General features: G+C 65.0%; 17 protein-coding genes. 7 read left to right on the top strand and 10 right to left on the bottom strand.

Annotated features, from left to right (window positions below):
• Nucleotides 1-9: 9 nt before the first annotated feature.
• The 7 genes from dapB to dnaK form a co-directional block, all read right to left on the bottom strand.
• The gene (gene dapB, locus XH98_RS25125) at nt 10-828 is read right to left on the bottom strand and encodes a 4-hydroxy-tetrahydrodipicolinate reductase (RefSeq protein WP_271600248.1); all 819 of its coding nucleotides are present in this window, start codon (nt 826-828) and stop codon (nt 10-12) included.
• A gap of 152 nt (nt 829-980) precedes the next feature.
• On the bottom strand, nt 981-1,292 hold the full coding sequence (locus XH98_RS25130; protein ID WP_271600247.1) for a DUF1330 domain-containing protein: 312 nt from the start codon (nt 1,290-1,292) through the stop codon (nt 981-983).
• A gap of 123 nt (nt 1,293-1,415) precedes the next feature.
• Nucleotides 1,416-2,126, bottom strand: coding sequence for an orotidine-5'-phosphate decarboxylase (pyrF, locus tag XH98_RS25135; protein WP_271620234.1), 711 nt, complete (start codon nt 2,124-2,126; stop codon nt 1,416-1,418).
• 6 nt (nt 2,127-2,132) lie between these two features.
• A complete protein-coding gene (locus tag XH98_RS25140; protein WP_057752117.1) occupies nt 2,133-2,711 on the bottom strand; it encodes an NADPH-dependent FMN reductase in 579 nt (192 codons plus the stop codon).
• A gap of 57 nt (nt 2,712-2,768) precedes the next feature.
• Entirely contained in the window at nt 2,769-3,368 is a 600-nt protein-coding gene (locus XH98_RS25145) for a class I SAM-dependent methyltransferase (protein ID WP_057752113.1), read from the bottom strand.
• Nucleotides 3,369-3,460: 92 nt separating this feature from the next.
• Nucleotides 3,461-4,597, bottom strand: coding sequence for a molecular chaperone DnaJ (dnaJ, locus tag XH98_RS25150; protein ID WP_271600245.1), 1,137 nt, complete (start codon nt 4,595-4,597; stop codon nt 3,461-3,463).
• A 243-nt stretch (nt 4,598-4,840) separates the two neighbouring features.
• Nucleotides 4,841-6,742: a molecular chaperone DnaK gene (gene dnaK / locus XH98_RS25155; protein ID WP_057752106.1), complete on the bottom strand. Its 1,902-nt coding sequence runs from the start codon at nt 6,740-6,742 to the stop codon at nt 4,841-4,843.
• 397 nt (nt 6,743-7,139) lie between these two features.
• Between dnaK and XH98_RS25160 the strand changes: the two genes are divergently transcribed.
• Entirely contained in the window at nt 7,140-8,078 is a 939-nt protein-coding gene (locus tag XH98_RS25160; RefSeq protein ID WP_271600244.1) for a hypothetical protein, read from the top strand.
• A 131-nt stretch (nt 8,079-8,209) separates the two neighbouring features.
• Nucleotides 8,210-8,932, top strand: coding sequence for a bifunctional nicotinamidase/pyrazinamidase (gene pncA / locus XH98_RS25165; protein ID WP_271600243.1), 723 nt, complete (start codon nt 8,210-8,212; stop codon nt 8,930-8,932).
• Between the two features lie 121 nt (nt 8,933-9,053).
• On the opposite strand, the gene grpE is transcribed toward pncA, so the two are convergent.
• Both grpE and hrcA read right to left on the bottom strand, forming a co-directional pair.
• Complete coding sequence (gene grpE / locus XH98_RS25170) at nt 9,054-9,659, bottom strand: nucleotide exchange factor GrpE (protein WP_057752368.1); 606 nt, start codon at nt 9,657-9,659, stop codon at nt 9,054-9,056.
• Nucleotides 9,660-9,757: 98 nt separating this feature from the next.
• The gene (hrcA, locus tag XH98_RS25175) at nt 9,758-10,846 is read right to left on the bottom strand and encodes a heat-inducible transcriptional repressor HrcA (protein WP_057752098.1); all 1,089 of its coding nucleotides are present in this window, start codon (nt 10,844-10,846) and stop codon (nt 9,758-9,760) included.
• A gap of 182 nt (nt 10,847-11,028) precedes the next feature.
• Between hrcA and rph the strand changes: the two genes are divergently transcribed.
• The 3 genes from rph to hemW are packed head-to-tail and all read left to right on the top strand — an operon-like array spanning nt 11,029 to nt 13,533.
• The gene (rph, locus tag XH98_RS25180) at nt 11,029-11,742 is read left to right on the top strand and encodes a ribonuclease PH (protein ID WP_220003677.1); all 714 of its coding nucleotides are present in this window, start codon (nt 11,029-11,031) and stop codon (nt 11,740-11,742) included.
• Between the two features lie 11 nt (nt 11,743-11,753).
• The gene (gene rdgB, locus XH98_RS25185; RefSeq protein WP_271620235.1) at nt 11,754-12,389 is read left to right on the top strand and encodes an RdgB/HAM1 family non-canonical purine NTP pyrophosphatase; all 636 of its coding nucleotides are present in this window, start codon (nt 11,754-11,756) and stop codon (nt 12,387-12,389) included.
• Nucleotides 12,376-13,533 (top strand): radical SAM family heme chaperone HemW, encoded by a 1,158-nt coding sequence (gene hemW, locus XH98_RS25190; protein ID WP_271600241.1) that lies wholly within the window; start codon nt 12,376-12,378, stop codon nt 13,531-13,533. Before rdgB ends, hemW begins: the two co-directional genes overlap by 14 nt.
• A gap of 214 nt (nt 13,534-13,747) precedes the next feature.
• Here hemW and XH98_RS25195 read toward each other — a convergent pair whose 3' ends face one another.
• The gene (locus tag XH98_RS25195) at nt 13,748-14,983 is read right to left on the bottom strand and encodes a penicillin-binding protein activator (RefSeq protein ID WP_271620236.1); all 1,236 of its coding nucleotides are present in this window, start codon (nt 14,981-14,983) and stop codon (nt 13,748-13,750) included.
• A 350-nt stretch (nt 14,984-15,333) separates the two neighbouring features.
• Between XH98_RS25195 and rsmI the strand changes: the two genes are divergently transcribed.
• Both rsmI and XH98_RS25205 read left to right on the top strand, forming a co-directional pair.
• Complete coding sequence (gene rsmI / locus XH98_RS25200) at nt 15,334-16,284, top strand: 16S rRNA (cytidine(1402)-2'-O)-methyltransferase (protein ID WP_271620237.1); 951 nt, start codon at nt 15,334-15,336, stop codon at nt 16,282-16,284.
• Nucleotides 16,271-16,705 carry a YraN family protein gene (locus tag XH98_RS25205; protein ID WP_271620238.1) on the top strand — a complete coding sequence of 145 codons (435 nt, stop codon included), beginning with the start codon at nt 16,271-16,273 and terminating at the stop codon, nt 16,703-16,705. Before rsmI ends, XH98_RS25205 begins: the two co-directional genes overlap by 14 nt.
• Nucleotides 16,706-16,713 lie beyond the last annotated feature (8 nt).

The following is a 16,713-nucleotide window of genomic DNA, read 5'->3' on the forward strand; positions in this document are numbered from 1 at the left end:
TTGCTTGGTTCAGATGTCGGTGAGGCCGAGCACGTCGGCCATCGAGTAGTGTCCGGGCTTCTTGCCATGCGCCCACAGCGCCGCCTTGAGCGCGCCATGGGCGAACAGGATACGGTCCTCCGCCTGATGCGACAACGTCAGGCGTTCGAACGGGCCGAGGAAGGTCACGCTGTGATCGCCGGCGACGGTGCCGCCGCGCAAGGAAGCAAAGCCGATCGCGCCCGGCTTGCGCGCGCCGGTGATGCCGTCGCGGCCGCGCTCCGAATGCGCATCGTCGAGCGGGATGCCGCGACCGCTGGCTGCCGCCTGGCCGAGCATCAGCGCGGTCCCTGAGGGCGCATCGACCTTCATGCGGTGATGGGATTCGACGATCTCGATGTCAAAGCTTTCGTCGAGCGCCTTGGCGACGCGCTTGACCACGGCCGCGAGCAGATTGACGCCCAGGCTCATATTGCCCGACTGCACCACGACTGCGCGGTTGGTGACGCTTTTGATCACGGCATTGTCGGAGCCTGACAGCCCGGTTGTGCCGATGACATGAACCAGCCCGCGCTCGGCCGCGATCGCGACATTGGCAATGGTTGCGGCCGGCACGGTGAAATCCAGAATGCCGTCGGCGTCCTTCGACATCGCCCAGAGATCGGCGGACAGCTTGATGCCGTTTTCCGGCAGGCCGGCGAGCACGCCGGCATCCTTGCCCAGGAGCTCCGAGCCGGGCGCCTCGAGGGCGCCTGCCAGCACCGCGCCTTTGCTGTCGGCAATCGCCCGCGTCAGGGCGCGGCCCATCCGGCCGCCGGCTCCAGCAACAATCAGGCGCATCTCTGGCATGGTGTGATCCTCTCAGGGGCCGTTGTAGCGGCGGGATGCAGTTCCGGCAACCGAGGGGATGAAAGGCCGTCATTCCGGGGCGCCGAAGGCAAACCCGGAATCTCTGGATTCCGGGTTCGATGCTGCGCATCGCCCCGGAATGACGGTGTGTGTTAGCCGTCCGACGGCTGCGGGCCGTCGTAGCCCTCGATGATGATGAGGTCGGCGATCGAGTGCGGCTGGCGCACCTTGATATTGGCCTGATATTCCGGCGAATTGTAACAGGCGATCGCGGTCTGGTAATCAGGGAATTCGATCACGACGTTGCGGTTGCGGCTGCCGCCCTCGACGGTGGTGAACTTGCCGCCGCGGACCACGAAGCGGCCGCCCCACTTCTTGAAGATCGGACCATTGGCGACGGCATAGGGTTTGTAGCCCTCGTCATTGTTCACGTCGACGCGTCCGATCCAGTAGCCTTTTGCCATTGTTCTTCTCCTTTGTTGTTCGCTAAAGCGCGATGAGATTGGGTTGAATCGTCATCGCGCTTTAGCTCTTTGTTTGCGCATGATCTTTTCGGAAAACCGCTTCACACTTTTCCGGATCATGCGCTAGCCGAGTGCTTGCGCGATCTCGGCCTGGATGGCGTCAGCCGCCGCCCTGGGGTCGGCGGCTTCCACCACCGGCCGCCCGACGACGAGATAATCCGCGCCCGCGGCAATCGCGCGGCCGGGCGTCATGATGCGCTTCTGGTCACCTGACGCCGCACCCGCGGGACGGATGCCTGGTGTGACGAGGTTCATCTGCTGGCCGACGATCTTGCGCAAGCCTTCGGCCTCCTCGGGCGAGGACACGAGACCGTCGATGCCGAGGGCCTGCGCCTGCTGCGCACGCGCCTCGACCAGTTCGGAGACGCCGAGCCGGAAGCCTGCCGCATGCAGATCGTCGTCATTGTAGGAGGTCAGCACCGTCACGGCGAGGAGCTTCAGCTTCGACGAGCCGCGGCCCTCGACGGCGCCCTTCATGGTCTGCGGATAGGCGTGCACGGTGAGGAAGGTCGCCCCCAGCCTGGTGATGCTCTCGACGCCTTGCGACACCGTATTGCCGATATCGTGCAGCTTGAGATCGAGAAAGACCTTCTTGCCGCCGTCGGCAAGCTTGGTAACCAGCGGCAAGCCGCCGGCATAAGCGAGGCGATAGCCGATCTTGTAAAATGTGACGCTGTCGCCGAGCTTCGCAATCATCGCCTCCGCGGCATCGACGCTGGGCAGATCGAGCGCGACGATCAGGCGGTCTTTCGGGGCGATTTCGGCTGGCGTCATGTCACCTCACATCAAGCGTTGGGAAATATCGATCAACTGCCGCACCATCTCCCGCATGGAGTCGATATCGCCCTGACCCTTGAGCCTGTCCATATCGTCATAGGCCTGGTCGGCAAAGGCGAGCGTGAACTGGCTTGCGATCACATTGGCGTGGCAGGAGGTCAGGATCAGGCGCAACGCCTGCAGCGCGCGAGCAGCTCCAAGCCGGCTCTGCGACGCACCGGCGAGCGCGAAGGCGCGGTTGCGGAAGACGTCGCCGCGCGCCTCGTGCAGATCGTGCACGCGGCTGACCCAGTCGATAGCGTTCTTGAGCAGCGGCGGCACCGAAGCATTGTATTCGGGCGAGACCAACAGCACGCCGTGATGCGCGCCGATCATGCGCTTGAGATTGATGGCATGCTTCGGGATGCCCGATTTGGCCTGGAGATCGCCGTCGTAGATCGGCAGCGGAAAATCGGCGAGCGAGATGCGGGTGACGTCGACGCCGGCCTGGGCGATTTCATAAGCGAGGACCGCCGCCAGCTTCACATTGTGCGAGCCGGTGCGCAGCGAGCCGGGAATGACCAGGATCTTCGGAGCGGACATCCTCTTCCATACGTTCGGCGAAACAAGCCCGCCGCGCAAAGGAAGACGCCGGCGGAATTAGTCCTTGCGATACACCCAGACGCGGGCCGGCGGAAGGTTCATCCAGATCCGTTCCGAGGCCTCTGTGGACACGCCGGGCAGCGATTTCGGGATCGGCGGCACCACCGCATAGGTGAACTGGACGAAGGGCGCGCCGGGCGCGAGCGCCGCGAAGGCATCGCGAATCAGCCGAAGCCGCGTCAGCATCGGTTTTGTGACGAGCGGCAGGCCGGAGACCACCGCACTCGCCGGCGCGCTCAGCACGTTCCAGAGCGTGTCGCGCAGGCGATAGGCATCGCCCTGCACCACCTTGGCCTGCGGATAACGGTCACGCAGCAGCGCGCAGAAGCCGGGATTGTATTCGACGAGAACGAGACGCTTCTGATCGACGCCGCGCTCGACCAGGGCCGAGGTGATAGCGCCCGTGCCGGGCCCGAGCTCGACCACCGGAGCATCCGAATCGACGTCGACATAATGCGCCATGGTCCGCGCGAGCAGCTTGCCCGAGGGCATCACCGCGCCCATGTGGAGGGGCTTTTCAATCCACGATCTGAGGAAGCGCACCTCGTCATCGAGACGGGGCTTCTTCAACGCACGCGCGGACGACGGCAATGGCATGTCTGGACCGGACGGGACGAGACCGCGTGACCGCGGCTGTCAGAAAATGGTCATAAAGACGTATAGGCCGAAGTCGATACGGTCAAGCCGGCTCAGTTCGCCCGATTACCGAAGAAATCCTTGACCTTGGCGAAGAAGCCCTCGGATTCCGGCTGGGTGTTGCCGGAGGAGAGCTTTTCGAACTCGGCCAGCAATTCCTGCTGCTTCTTGGTGAGGTTCTGCGGGGTCTCGACCACGACCTGGACGTACATGTCGCCCATCTGGCGCGAGCGCAGCACCGGCATGCCTTTTGATGCGATGCGGAATCGACGGCCGGACTGGGTTCCGGCGGGCACCTTCACCTTGGCCTTGCCCTTCTCGATGGTGGGCACCTCGAATTCGCCGCCGAGCGCGGCCGTGACCATCGAGATCGGCACGCGGCAATGCAGGTCGGCGCCGTCGCGCTGGAAGAACTGGTGCTGGGCCAGCGACAGGAAGATGTAGAGGTCGCCGGGCGGACCGCCGCGCACCCCGGCCTCGCCTTCGCCGGCGAGCCTGATCCTGGTGCCGTCCTCTACTCCTTGCGGAATGTTGACCGACAGCGTTCGCTCGCGAGTGACGCGCCCCTGGCCCGAGCAGGACGGACAGGCGTCCTCGATCATCTGGCCGCGGCCCTGACAGCCGGGGCAGGTGCGCTCGAGGGTAAAGAAGCCCTGCGACTGCCGCACGCGCCCTTGCCCGCCACAGGTCGAGCAGGTCTTCGGCTTGGTGCCGGCCTTGGCGCCGATACCCGAGCAGGCCTCGCAGGTGACCGAGACCGGAATCTCGATCTGCGCGGTCTTGCCGCCGAAGGCTTCCTCGAGGGTGATTTCCATGTTGTAGCGCAGGTCGGCGCCACGCTCGCGGCCGCCGCGGCCGCGCTGCCCGGCCATGCCGAACAGATCTTCGAAAATGTCGGAGAAGGAGGAGGCAAAGCCCGCGCCGAATCCGGCACCGCCGCCACCAGGGCCACCCTGCTCGAACGCGGCATGGCCGAAGCGGTCATAGGCGGCGCGCTTGTCCTTGTCCTTCAGGACCTCGTAGGCCTCGTTGATTTCCTTGAACTTGACTTCGCTGGTCTCATCCCCGGGATTGCGGTCGGGATGGAATTTCATCGCCAGCTTGCGGAACGACGATTTCAGCTTGCTCTCGTCGGCCGTGCGATCGACTTCGAGGGTTTCGTAGTAGCAGCGCTTGGTGGACGTGGACATGTCTGACTCAGGTCTATCCGATCGCGATTCAAGTCGGTGCGAAACAACGTCGCCACGCGACGATATAGGCAGCCTTCGGCATCACTGCAGAGGGCTGCATGGCAGCGTTGAGCATAAAGGCTGGGAATTGATTGATCGTAACGGGCCTACCCGCCCGCCCCGACACGAAAGCCTCCCCCCTGAGGGGGGAGGCCGCTTCAGCGTGTGGGGTCCAAGCCGTCCGCATCATGACCCTCGCGGGGCTTATGCGGACTTCTTGTTGTTCTTGTCGTCGTCGACTTCGGTGAATTCCGCGTCGACGACGTCGTCCTTCGCAGCGTCCTTGGCCGCGTCGGCCTCGGCCTGCTGCTTGTACATGGCCTCGCCGAGCTTCATCGAAGCCTGGGCCAGCGTGTTGGTCTTGGCCTTGATCGCCTCGGCATCGCTGCCCTTCAGCGCTTCCTTGAGGTCGCTGACGGCGTCCTCGATGGCGCGGCGCTCGGTCTCCGAGACCTTCGAACCGTGCTCGGCCAGCGCCTTCTCGGTAGAGTGCACCAGCGCGTCGGCATGGTTCTTGGCATCGACCGCCTCGCGGCGCTGCTTGTCGGCCGCGGCATTGGCCTCGGCGTCCTTGACCATCTTGTCGATGTCGGCTTCCGACAGACCACCAGAGGCCTGGATGCGGATCTGCTGCTCCTTGCCGGTGGCCTTGTCCTTGGCCGAGACGTTGACGATGCCGTTGGCGTCGATGTCGAAGGTCACCTCGATCTGCGGCATGCCGCGCGGAGCCGGCGGAATGCCCATCAGGTCGAACTGGCCGAGCATCTTGTTGTCGGCCGCCATTTCACGCTCGCCCTGGAAGACGCGGATGGTGACGGCATTCTGATTGTCTTCAGCCGTCGAGAACACCTGGCTCTTCTTGGTCGGGATCGTGGTGTTGCGGTCGATGATGCGGGTGAACACGCCGCCCAAGGTCTCGATGCCCAGCGACAGCGGGGTCACGTCGAGCAGCAGCACGTCCTTGACGTCGCCCTGGAGCACGCCGGCCTGGATCGCAGCGCCGATCGCCACGACTTCGTCCGGGTTGACGCCCTTGTGCGGCTCCTTGCCGAACAGCTGCTTCACGACTTCCTGGACCTTCGGCATGCGGGTCATGCCGCCGACCAGAACCACTTCGCCGATCTCGCCGGCGGTGACGCCGGCATCCTTCAGCGCCTTGCGGCAGGGCTCGATGGTCTTCTGCACGAGGTCGTCGACCAGCGCCTCGAACTTGGCGCGGGTGAGCTTCATCGTCAGATGCTTCGGGCCGGTCTGGTCCGCGGTGATGAAGGGCAGGTTGATCTCGGTCTGCGTTGTCGACGACAGCTCGATCTTGGCCTTTTCAGCGGCTTCCTTCAGGCGCTGCAACGCAAGCTTGTCGTTGCGCAGGTTGATGCCCTGCTCCTTCTGGAACTCGTCCGCGAGGTAGCCCACGAGGCGCATGTCGAAGTCTTCGCCACCGAGGAAGGTGTCGCCGTTGGTCGACTTCACCTCGAACACGCCGTCGCCGATTTCGAGAATGGAAATATCGAACGTGCCGCCGCCGAGGTCGTACACGGCGATGGTGCCGGCCTTGGTCTTGTCGAGGCCATAGGCCAGCGCAGCCGCGGTCGGCTCGTTGATGATGCGCAGCACTTCAAGGCCCGCGATCTTGCCGGCATCCTTGGTGGCCTGGCGCTGGGCGTCGTTGAAGTAAGCGGGAACGGTGATAACAGCCTGGTCGACCTTCTGGCCGAGATGGGCTTCCGCGGTCTCCTTCATCTTCTGCAAGATGAACGCCGAGACCTGCGAGGGCGAGTAGGTCTGGCCGTCGGCCTCGACCCAGGCGTCGCCGTTGGAAGCCTTCACGATCTTGTACGGAACGAGCTTCTTGTCCTTCTCGACCATCGGGTCGTCGTAGCGGCGGCCGATCAGGCGCTTCACTGCGAAGAACGTACGCTCCGGATTGGTCACGGCCTGGCGCTTGGCAGGCTGGCCGACGAGGCGCTCACCGTCGTCGGTCACGGCGACGATCGAAGGCGTCGTGCGCATGCCCTCGGAATTCTCGATGACTTTGGCGTTCTTGCCGTCCATTACGGCGACGCACGAATTCGTGGTGCCGAGGTCGATCCCAATGACCTTTCCCATGGTCCTGATATCCTTCTTTTTGCGGCAGGTTGGCTGGGCCCAGAAGGCACCCGAACCGAAACCCCCTAAGATCAAACATTCGCGATATTGCGATGGTTGAGGCTCATATAGGAGGGGGGGAGGGGCCCGCAAGGACCGAACGCAACTTTGGGCCGTGAAAACATTGGGTTTTGGAAGATCGTATCCGCCCCTCCAGCCCTTGCGGGTGAGGAAATATTAACGGGTTCGGAGATCGACCGGCCGCCCGTCGCCATCAGCGGCCCGGCCCTGTTACCGGGGCGCCAAACCCGCTAAAAGGCGGCCGGCCGGACAGCTTCGCCATGGGGCTGCTTCGCGCGATAAAGCGGCCCAAAGGCCGACCATCGTACGGCCTCAATGTGAACCAAACAGAGTGCCCATGAAGCTGACCCGCTCCCTCGCTGCGCTGGCCCTCCTCGTCGCCACGGCATTTCCGGCGCTCGCCGCCGATGCCGTCTATCCGCCCGGCTTGCGTCTCGGCATGGTGCCTCTGGTCGGCCTCAGCAAGGCCAAGACCTTTCCGGGCTTCGAGAGCGAGGATGGCAGCGTCAAGGTGCTGATCACCGAGCTGCCGCCGGCGGCCTATAACGAAGTCGTCAGCGCCTTCAACGCCAATCCGGCCGGCGCCAATGGCGTCAAGCCGGACAAGATCGAGACATCAGCGGGCCTTGCGTATTTTACCACCGAAAGTGCCAAGGCTGGCGACACGCTGGTGAAGCGCTATTCGATGATCGTGCCGGGCACCGGCTTCTCCGGCTATGTCGCGGTGCAAATCCCCGAGAACGCTTCGAAGATCTACACCGACGAGGCGGTGCGGCAGATGTTTGCGACTGCCGTCATCCGCAAGGAGGTGTCGGCTGACGAGCAGATCGGGCTGTTGCCGTTCAAGATCACCGATCTCGCCGGCTTCAAGGATATCCGCACGCTGGTGCCGGGCTCGAGCATCATCCTGGCCGATGGCAATGAGAGCTCGGGCTATGAATCCAAGCCGTTCATGATCCTCGGCCTGATCGGCGCCACCCCGCAGGCGGCCGACGACCGCGCGCGCTTCGCCCAGGAGGCGGCGCTTCAAATCGCCGGCTTGCGCGAAACCAAGGTCACTATGTCGGAGCCGATCCGCATCAACGGCCAGCCGGGCTTCGAGACCCGGATCGACGGCGTCAGCGGCAGGGACAAGATCCCGGTGACGGTGGTGCAGTGGATCCGCTTCGGCGGCGGCACCTCGCTGCGCATCATCGCCAGCGCCCCGCGCGACCAGTGGTCCGACGCCTTCACCCGCTTCCGCGCCGTGCGCGACGGCATCCAGCCGAAGGGGTAGAAAACGGGGGGCTGACAGCCCAACCACTCACCAAACCCGGCCGCATTTTCGGGCTTTCGTTCGTACACGAACGGAACTAGGCTTGCCTGCGTTGGATCAGGTTTTGGATCATCCTGGAGGGGAGGCGGACGATGCTTAATCGACGACAGATCTTGGCCGCGATGGGAACGACGGCGCTTGTGGCCCTTGCTCCATCGGCACTGTTTGCAGCAGCTGCGATCAAGCCGGACGACAGCTCCGCGCTGCTCGTGATCGACGTGCAAAACTGCTTCCTGCCGGGCGGCAGCCTTGCGGTGAAGGAAGGCGAGCAGGTCGTGCCCGTCATCAATAAAATGGCGAAGGCATTTTCGAACGTGGTGATGACGCAGGACTGGCACACGCCCGGCCACATCTCGTTCGCGTCGGTGCATTCCGGCAAGAAGCCGTTCGAGACCATCGACCTGCCCTATGGCAAGCAGGTGCTGTGGCCCGACCATTGCGTGCAGGGCACCGAGGGCGCCTCGCTGTCGAAGGATCTCTCGATCCCGCAGGCCGAGCTCATCATCCGCAAGGGCTTTCACAAGGACGTCGACAGCTATTCGGCGTTCCTCGAAGCCGACGGCAAGACAACGACCGGCCTTGCCGCCTATCTGAAGTCGCGCAAGATCAAGCGCGTCTTCGTCGCGGGTCTCGCCACGGATTTCTGTGTCGCCTGGACCGCGCTCGATGCGCGCAAGGCGGGTTTTGAGGTCTATGTCGTGGAGGACGCCTGCCGCGGCATCGACACGCAGGGCTCGCTGGCCAAGGCCTGGGCCGACATGGCCAAGGCCGGCGTGAAGCGGATTCAGTCGAGCGATATTGCGTTGAGCGCGTAAGACTGGACGATCGTCATTCCGGGGCGGCTCGCAGAGCCGAACCCGGAATCTCGAGATTCTCAGGTGCGCAATTGCGCACCGTAGTTCGATGCCGCGCATCGCCCCGGAATGACTTCATCGCTCAGTTCGCCTCGTTGCTGTTCGCAGCAGGCGCGGCCTTTGCGCCGCCCTTGGCGACGCCGACCAGCGCCGGCCGCAGCACGCGCTCGCCGATGGTGTAGCCGGCCTGCATGACCTGCACGACGGTGCCCGTGGGCACCGACGCATCGGGCACTTCGTACATCGCCTGATGGAAGTTGGGGTCGAACTTCTGACCCTGGGGATCGAGCTTCTTCACACCATGCTTTTCCAGTGCGTTGAGCAGCGAACGCTCGGTGAGCTCGACGCCCTCGATCAGCGCGGTCAGACCGGGATCGGCGGCGGCACGCGCCTCGGCCGGAACGGCGTCGAGCGCGCGCTGGAGATTGTCGGCGATCTCGAGCACATCGCGGGCAAAGCCGGTGATGCCGTAGAGTCGGGCATCGGCGACCTCCTTGGTGGTGCGCTTGCGCAGGTTTTCCATCTCGGCCAGCGTCCGCAGCATGCGGTCACGGGCCTCGGCGGCTTCCTTCTGCAACGTCTCCACCGAACCCGGCTCGGGATCGTCGGGCATGATGTAGGGCTTTGACACCACGGGCTCGCCGGTCGCGGCAGTCGTGTCTTCGGGTTGCCGGGTTGGATCGGTCATCGGCTGCTTCTCGAACTCGCTCAAGGGGAGGTTTTCTGGCCCGGATATCGTGCTTCGGGCGCTGAAAATCAAGCGCCCGTGATCGGCTCAAATGCCGGTCAGCCTCCCACCAGGCGACTGACGATACGGGCGGCGTAATCCACGGTCGGGATCACGCGGGCATAATTCAGCCGCGTCGGCCCGATCACGCCCAAAACGCCGACGATGCGGCCGGCGGCATCCCGGTAGGGCGAGATGATGGTGGAAGAGCCCGATAGCGAAAACAGCTTGTTCTCGCTGCCGATGAAGATCCTGACACCTTCAGCGGTTTCGGCGCGCCCGAGCAGGTCGATCACGCCGCGCTTGGTCTCGAGATCGTCGAACAGCAGCCTGACACGCTCGAGATCCTCCAGCGCATGCAGATCTTCCAATAGATTGGCATGGCCGCGGACGATGAGCTGACGGTCCTCGTTCTCGCCGCCCGACCAGCTCGCGATCCCGGCCGAGATCACCTTCTGGGTCAGCTGATCGAGCTCGGCGCGAGCTTCCGCGAGCGCGGTTTCCAGCTCGAGCCGCGCCTCGGCGAGCGTGCGGCCGCGGATCCGCGCGTTGAGGAAATTGCCGGCTTCAGTGATGGCCGAGGAGGGAACCCCCGGCGGCAGCGTCAGCACGCGGTTTTCGACCTGGCCGTCCTCGCCGACCAGGATCACCAGCGCCTGCTCGGGTTCCAATCGGACGAATTCGATGTGCTTCAGCCGCGTATTGGACTTCGGCGTCAGAACGACGGCTGCGGTGCGGGTGAGGCCGGACAGCCGCGTCAGCGCCTGGTCCAGCGCCGCCTCGACCGATTGGGCCTGGCCGACCGAGGTCAGCTGGCTCTGGATCGACTGCCGCTCGGCCTCGTTGAGGTCGCCGACCTGCATCAAGGCGTCGACAAAGAAGCGCAGGCCGAGTTCCGTCGGCAAGCGGCCGGCCGAGGTGTGCGGCGCATAGATCAGCCCGAGCTGTTCCAGATCGGCCATGACGTTGCGGACCGAGGCCGGCGACAGCGGCATCGCGATCAAGCGGGAAATGTTGCGCGAGCCGACCGGTTCGCCAGTCGCGAGATAGCTTTCGACAATTTGACGAAAGATGTCGCGGGAGCGCTCGTTGAGCTGGGCGAGGCCTGCGCGCGGCGCGATCAGATGGATCGGATCGTGATGGGCCACAGACGGTAACTCCTCTCAGATGCACATAATTTGTCCATCCAGGACGGTTCTGACAAGCGTCGCGTTTGCGGGGTGGATATCGGGGGGTGAAAAAGCCTTGCTGCCCACCCTGACCCCACCTACAAGCACCGCGAACAGCCCTACCCCACAAGTTCTAGACCATGAGTTCTGGAGGATTTCCCATGCGGCCAAGCCGCCGTGCGCCCGACGAATTGCGCCCCGTGACGCTGGAGCGCGGCGTGGTCAAATATGCGGAAGGCTCCTGCCTGGTGAAATTCGGCGACACCCATGTGCTCGTCACCGCCACCCTGGAAGACCGCCTGCCGCCATGGCTGAAGGGCCAGGGGCGCGGCTGGGTCACCGCCGAATACGGCATGCTGCCGCGCGCCACCTCCGAACGCACCCGCCGCGAAGCCTCCGCAGGCAAGCAGAGCGGCCGCACCGTCGAGATCCAGCGCCTGATCGGCCGCTCGCTTCGCACCATCGTCGATCTCGAAGCGCTCGGTGAGCGCCAGATCACGGTCGATTGCGACGTGCTGCAGGCCGACGGCGGCACCCGCACCGCCTCGATCACCGGCGCCTGGGTCGCACTCGCCGATTGCATCAACTGGATGAAGGCGCGCAACATGGTCAAGGCCAACGTGATGCGCGACAACGTCGCCGCGATCTCCTGCGGCATCTACAACGGCACGCCGGTGCTCGATCTCGACTATGCCGAGGATTCGGAGGCCGAGACCGACGCCAATTTCGTCATGACCGGCGATGGCCGCATCATCGAGGTGCAGGGCACCGCGGAACGCGAGCCGTTCACGCAGGACGAGTTCCTGAAGCTGATCGCTCTCGCTCAAAAGGGCATCGCGCGGCTGGTGGACTTGCAGAAACTGGCTGTCGCGTAGTCAATAGGCCCATGCACCGCCGAATCACCGGAAAGCTCGTCATCGCCACCCACAATCCCGGCAAGCTCGCCGAGATGAAGGAGCTGCTCGCGCCTCACGGCATCGAGGTGGTGTCGGCCGGTGAGCTCGGCCTTTCCGAGCCTGACGAGACCGGCAACGACTTCCGCAGCAATGCCGCGATCAAGGCGATCGCGGCGGCGCAGGCGACCGGGCTGCCTGCTTTCGCCGACGATTCCGGCATCGTGGTCGACGCGCTCGATGGCGCACCGGGCATCTACAGCGCGCGCTGGGCCGGTCCAAACAAAGACTTCGGCGCCGCGATGGCGCAGATCGAGCGCCTGTTGCAGGAGCGCGGTGCCATCAAGCCCGACAAGCGCAAGGCCCATTTCGTCTCCGCGCTCTGCGTCGCCTGGCCCGATCATCATCTCGAAGAGGTCGAGGCGCGCGTCGACGGCACGCTGGTATGGCCGCCACGCGGCACTTCCGGCTTCGGTTACGATCCGATGTTCCTGCCCGACGGTCATACGCGCACTTTTGGCGAGATGGAGAGCATCGAGAAGCACGGCCTGCCGCCGCTCGGCCTCGGCCTGTCGCACCGCGCCCGCGCCTTCGTGAAACTGGCGGAGATCTGCCTTGAGCCGCGCTGACAAGGATGCGTTCGGCGTCTACGTGCACTGGCCGTTCTGCCTGTCGAAGTGCCCCTATTGCGACTTCAACAGCCATGTCCGCCACGCAGCGATCGACGAGGCGCGCTTTGCTTCGGCCTTTGCGCGCGAGATCGCGACGACCGCCGCGCGCGCACCCGGCCGCGAGGTCACCTCGATCTTCCTCGGCGGCGGCACGCCGTCGCTGATGCAGCCGGCCACCGTCGGCGCCGTGCTGGAGGCCATCGCCAAGCACTGGAGCGTCGCCAACGATGTCGAAGTCACGCTGGAAGCAAACCCGACCAGTGTGGAAGCCACGCGCTTTGCCGGCTATCGCTCGGCCGGCGTCAATCGCGTCTCGCTCGGCGTGCAGGCGCTTGACGACGCCTCGCTGAAAGCGCTCGGCCGCATGCATAGCGCGCGCGAAGCGCTCGATGCCGTCGCCATCGCGCGCCGCTCGTTCGATCGCTACTCGTTCGACCTGATCTACGCCCGCCCCGACCAGACGCCGGCGATGTGGGCGGAGGAGCTGCGTCTCGCCATCGGTGAAGCGGCCGAGCATCTGTCGCTCTATCAGCTCACCATCGAAGAGGGCACGCCGTTCTTCGGCCTGCACCAGGCCGGCAAGTTGAAGACGCCGGACGAGGCGGTTGCGCGCGCGCTCTACGACGTGACGCAGGAGACCTGCGACAGGCTGGGGCTGCCCGCCTACGAGATCTCCAACCACGCACGGCGCGGCGCCGAGTGCCGGCACAATCTGGTGTATTGGCGCGGCGAGGAATATGCCGGCATCGGCCCCGGCGCCCATGGCCGCCTCGACATCGACGGTATCAGGCACGCCACCGCCACCGAGAAGCGCCCGGAAGCCTGGCTGATGCGGGTCGAGACCAATGGCGACGGCGTCGTCACCGACGATCTCCTCAACAGCGAAGAACGCGCCGACGAATTTTTGCTGATGGGGTTGCGTTTGGCCGAAGGTATCGACCCCGAGCGCTACAAGGCCCTCTCGGGCCGACCGCTTGACCCCAAGCGCATCTCGCTGCTGCGCGAGGAAGGCGCAATCACGGTCGATGCGACGGGCCGCTTGCGCGTGACCAGCAGCGGATTTCCGGTGCTCGATGCCGTGGTCGCGGATCTCGCGGCGTAGCGAGATCTCGTAGGGTGGGCAAAGGCGCGCCCTTCGCGCGCCGTGCCCACCATGTCTCTCGACCTTTAGGCGTCAAAGGCGCATTCTTGTGGACGTTCATCTGGTCTTTCCTTGGAACGTTGAAGCTTCGCAACCTCAGCTTCCTCGGTTCAGACCAGATGGACAACCTCCTGAAACACCAAAGCTAACCCACCCTACGGCACCGTCGTGCTGGCTACGCCCCAAAGCTCTTCGGCGAGCCCGCGACCGCAACACCGCCCCCTGTCGTCACCTTCATCACCGCAAGTCCGCGCTCGTTGGTGCCGTCGGCACGGAAGCGGAACAGGCCGTCGATGCCGGCGAAACCCGAGGGATTGGTGAGCACGTCGGACGAGAAGCGCGTGGTGCCTTGCGTGCGCGCGAGCGCGGCGACCAGCGCCACCGCGTCATAGGCAAGCGTCGCGGTGCGGATCGGCTCGGCGCCGTATTTGGTGCGATAGCGGCCGGAGAAGGCGCGAAAGCCGGCCGGATCGGGCGCGGCGTAGAGTCCGCCTTGCAAGTTTGGGCTGGCATAGACACGCGGACTGTCCCACAGGCCGGTGCCGAGCAACTGGATGTTGCGCAAATTCGCGCCGGCCGCGGTCATCGCATCGGCGACCGCAACCACGGCATCGCCGTCATCGGCAATGAACAGCGCATCCGCACTGCCGAGCTGCTGCGCCACTGATCGCGCCGGCGTGGCACGATCGGCGCCGTATTTCTCGAATGCGACGATGCGCCCGCCGCGCCTGGGCACGGCTGCCTTCACCGCGGCTTCGACCACGTTGCCATAGGCGTTATCAGGCACCAGCACGGCGACCGAGCGTTTTCCGATGCTGGCGGAATATTCGATGATGCGATTGACGTCGGATTCCGGCAGGAAGCTCAGCAGATAGACGCCGCGGCCGGCGATGCTGGAATCGGTCGAGAAGGCGATCACCGAAATGCCGCGCGTGCGCGCGACCTGGGCCACCGCCGGCACCGACTGCGCGAACAGCGGTCCCAGAATGATCTCGGCGCCTTCATCCACCGCCTGCTGCGCGCCGGCTTGGGCGCCCTGCGGGCTGCCATTGTCGTCCTTGATCAGGAGCTGGATGTTCGGGTTCTGGAACTCGGCCAGCGCCATCTCGGCGGCATTGCGCATGGATTGCGCCGCGAGCCCGGCATTGCCGGCGGCCGAGAGCGGCAGGATGACGGCGACCTTCACGCCGCCGGTGCCGGCGGTCGTCCCCTGCTGCGGCGGACCGGCCGGCTGCGCCGGCGGCGGCGAGGAGCTCGAGAAGGGATTGGAGAACTGGCTGAGGCTTTGCTGCACACCGGCGCAGGCGGACAATAGCGGCGTGCCGAGCAGCAGGCCAAGCGCACTCCGCCGGGTCGCCCCTGACATCAGGCGTCCCTGGACGGGAGACTTCAGATCACGCGGGCCCACCATCTCAGCTTCTCTTCTGACCGGCCGCTCGCGCCAGTCACGATACTCTTTCCGCGACACAGGGTGCGGATTCAGGCATATTGTCGGCAAATAGTTAACCAAAACAAAAGGATAATGACCGCTTAACGCGATCCTCCTCCTTTCCTGGCTTGCTGTCCGCCGTCCGTCACGAAAGCATCAAGACGCCGTTTCCGCCGCGAATATGGCGCTGACGCTCCACTCCCTCTGGAATGTGATGCCGGATGGATCACATTCCAGTCCTTCCTCGCCCCGCTTCAATATCCCAGCCAGGCATGATCTTTTTCGAGGGGCCGGTTCCCAGCCCCTGACATCATGCCTAAGTTCATCTCATTATGCGCGCAAAGCCGGCCCCGATAAATACGACTGAAGCCACTGACGCCGCCTCGCGCGGGTTCTCCATCGATGCCCACCGGCTGGTGGCACCGAAGCTGCCGGCCGGCCTCTATCTGGTGGCAACCCCCATCGGCAATCTCGGTGACATCACGCTGCGCGCGCTGCAAACGCTGGCCGCCGTCGACATCATCGCCTGCGAGGACACAAGGATCACGCGGCGGCTGACCGAGCGTTACGACATCGCGGCGCAGCTCAAGCCGTATCACGAGCACAATGCCGAGGCCGCGCGGCCCAGGATCCTGGAGGCGCTCGCGGCCGGCGGCTCGGTCGCGCTGGTGTCGGACGCCGGCACGCCGCTGATTTCCGATCCCGGCTACAAGCTGGTGCGGGAGGTCTGCGCCGCCGGTCATGCGGTCTATGCGCTGCCCGGTCCCTCCTCGGTGCTGGCGGCGCTGTCGGTCGCGGCGCTGCCGACCGACCGCTTCTTCTTCGAAGGCTTCCTGCCGGCGAAATCCGCCGCGCGGCGCTCGCGCCTCGCCGAGCTCGCCCGCATCGATGCGACGCTGGTGATGTTCGAATCCGGCAACCGTGTGCAGGATACGCTCGCCGAGCTCTCTGACATCATGGGTGCGCGCGAGGCCGCGATCTGCCGCGAGCTGACCAAGCTGCATGAGGAGATCTCGCGCGCAACGCTGAGCGAGCTCGCGCGCGAGGCCGACACGCTGGAGACGCGCGGCGAATTCGTGCTGGTGATCGCCCCGCCTGCCGCGGATGCCGACGTGCTGACCGCGGACGCGCTGGACGATCTGTTGCGCACACAGCTCGCCACCCACAGCGTCAAGGATGCGGTTGCGCATGCCGTCGCCCTCTCGGGGCGGCCGCGCCGCGAGGTCTATGCCCGCGCGCTCGAGCTCGCCAAGGACTTGCGGAGCGGCGATGAAGAGGATTAAGGGCGTCCAGGAATCTGAAGAACCTGAACAGGAACCCAAACGGGAACCGAAGATCGCCTCGCCCGAGCGCGTCGCCGCGTTCCGCACCGGAATCTCCGCCGAGAGCCGTGCGGCAGCCTACCTGATGGCGAAGGGCTACCGCATTCTCGCAAAACGCTACCGCACGGCGCATGGCGAGATCGACCTCGTGGCGCGCCGCCGCAACCTGATCGCCTTCGTCGAGGTCAAGGCGCGCGCCAGCCTCGACGAGGCCGCCTATGCGGTGACGCCGCGCCAGCAGCGACGCATCATCGATGCCGCGCAGGGCTGGCTTGTCGCGCATCCCGAGCATGCGGAATTCGAATTGCGATTCGATGCCATGCTGATTGCGCCGCGATCGCTTCCGCGCCATGTGTTGGCGGCATTCGACGCCTCGACCTGAAAGGCAGA

Source organism: Bradyrhizobium sp. CCBAU 51745 (genome assembly GCF_028128715.1).
Taxonomy (GTDB): Bacteria; Pseudomonadota; Alphaproteobacteria; order Rhizobiales; family Xanthobacteraceae; genus Bradyrhizobium; species Bradyrhizobium manausense.

Excerpts from the sequence above, each read along its gene's own strand:
- dapB (WP_271600248.1), bottom strand. The coding sequence starts at position 828 with ATGCCAGAGATGCGCCTGATTGTTGCTGGAGCCGGCGGCCGGATGGGC.
- XH98_RS25130 (WP_271600247.1), bottom strand. The coding sequence starts at position 1,292 with ATGGCAAAAGGCTACTGGATCGGACGCGTCGACGTGAACAATGACGAG.
- pyrF (WP_271620234.1), bottom strand. The coding sequence starts at position 2,126 with ATGACGCCAGCCGAAATCGCCCCGAAAGACCGCCTGATCGTCGCGCTC.
- XH98_RS25140 (WP_057752117.1), bottom strand. The coding sequence starts at position 2,711 with ATGTCCGCTCCGAAGATCCTGGTCATTCCCGGCTCGCTGCGCACCGGC.
- XH98_RS25145 (WP_057752113.1), bottom strand. The coding sequence starts at position 3,368 with ATGCCATTGCCGTCGTCCGCGCGTGCGTTGAAGAAGCCCCGTCTCGAT.
- dnaJ (WP_271600245.1), bottom strand. The coding sequence starts at position 4,597 with ATGTCCACGTCCACCAAGCGCTGCTACTACGAAACCCTCGAAGTCGAT.
- dnaK (WP_057752106.1), bottom strand. The coding sequence starts at position 6,742 with ATGGGAAAGGTCATTGGGATCGACCTCGGCACCACGAATTCGTGCGTC.
- XH98_RS25160 (WP_271600244.1), top strand. The coding sequence starts at position 7,140 with ATGAAGCTGACCCGCTCCCTCGCTGCGCTGGCCCTCCTCGTCGCCACG.
- pncA (WP_271600243.1), top strand. The coding sequence starts at position 8,210 with ATGCTTAATCGACGACAGATCTTGGCCGCGATGGGAACGACGGCGCTT.
- grpE (WP_057752368.1), bottom strand. The coding sequence starts at position 9,659 with ATGACCGATCCAACCCGGCAACCCGAAGACACGACTGCCGCGACCGGC.
- rph (WP_220003677.1), top strand. The coding sequence starts at position 11,029 with ATGCGGCCAAGCCGCCGTGCGCCCGACGAATTGCGCCCCGTGACGCTG.
- rdgB (WP_271620235.1), top strand. The coding sequence starts at position 11,754 with ATGCACCGCCGAATCACCGGAAAGCTCGTCATCGCCACCCACAATCCC.
- XH98_RS25195 (WP_271620236.1), bottom strand. The coding sequence starts at position 14,983 with ATGGTGGGCCCGCGTGATCTGAAGTCTCCCGTCCAGGGACGCCTGATG.
- rsmI (WP_271620237.1), top strand. The coding sequence starts at position 15,334 with ATGCGCGCAAAGCCGGCCCCGATAAATACGACTGAAGCCACTGACGCC.
- XH98_RS25205 (WP_271620238.1), top strand. The coding sequence starts at position 16,271 with ATGAAGAGGATTAAGGGCGTCCAGGAATCTGAAGAACCTGAACAGGAA.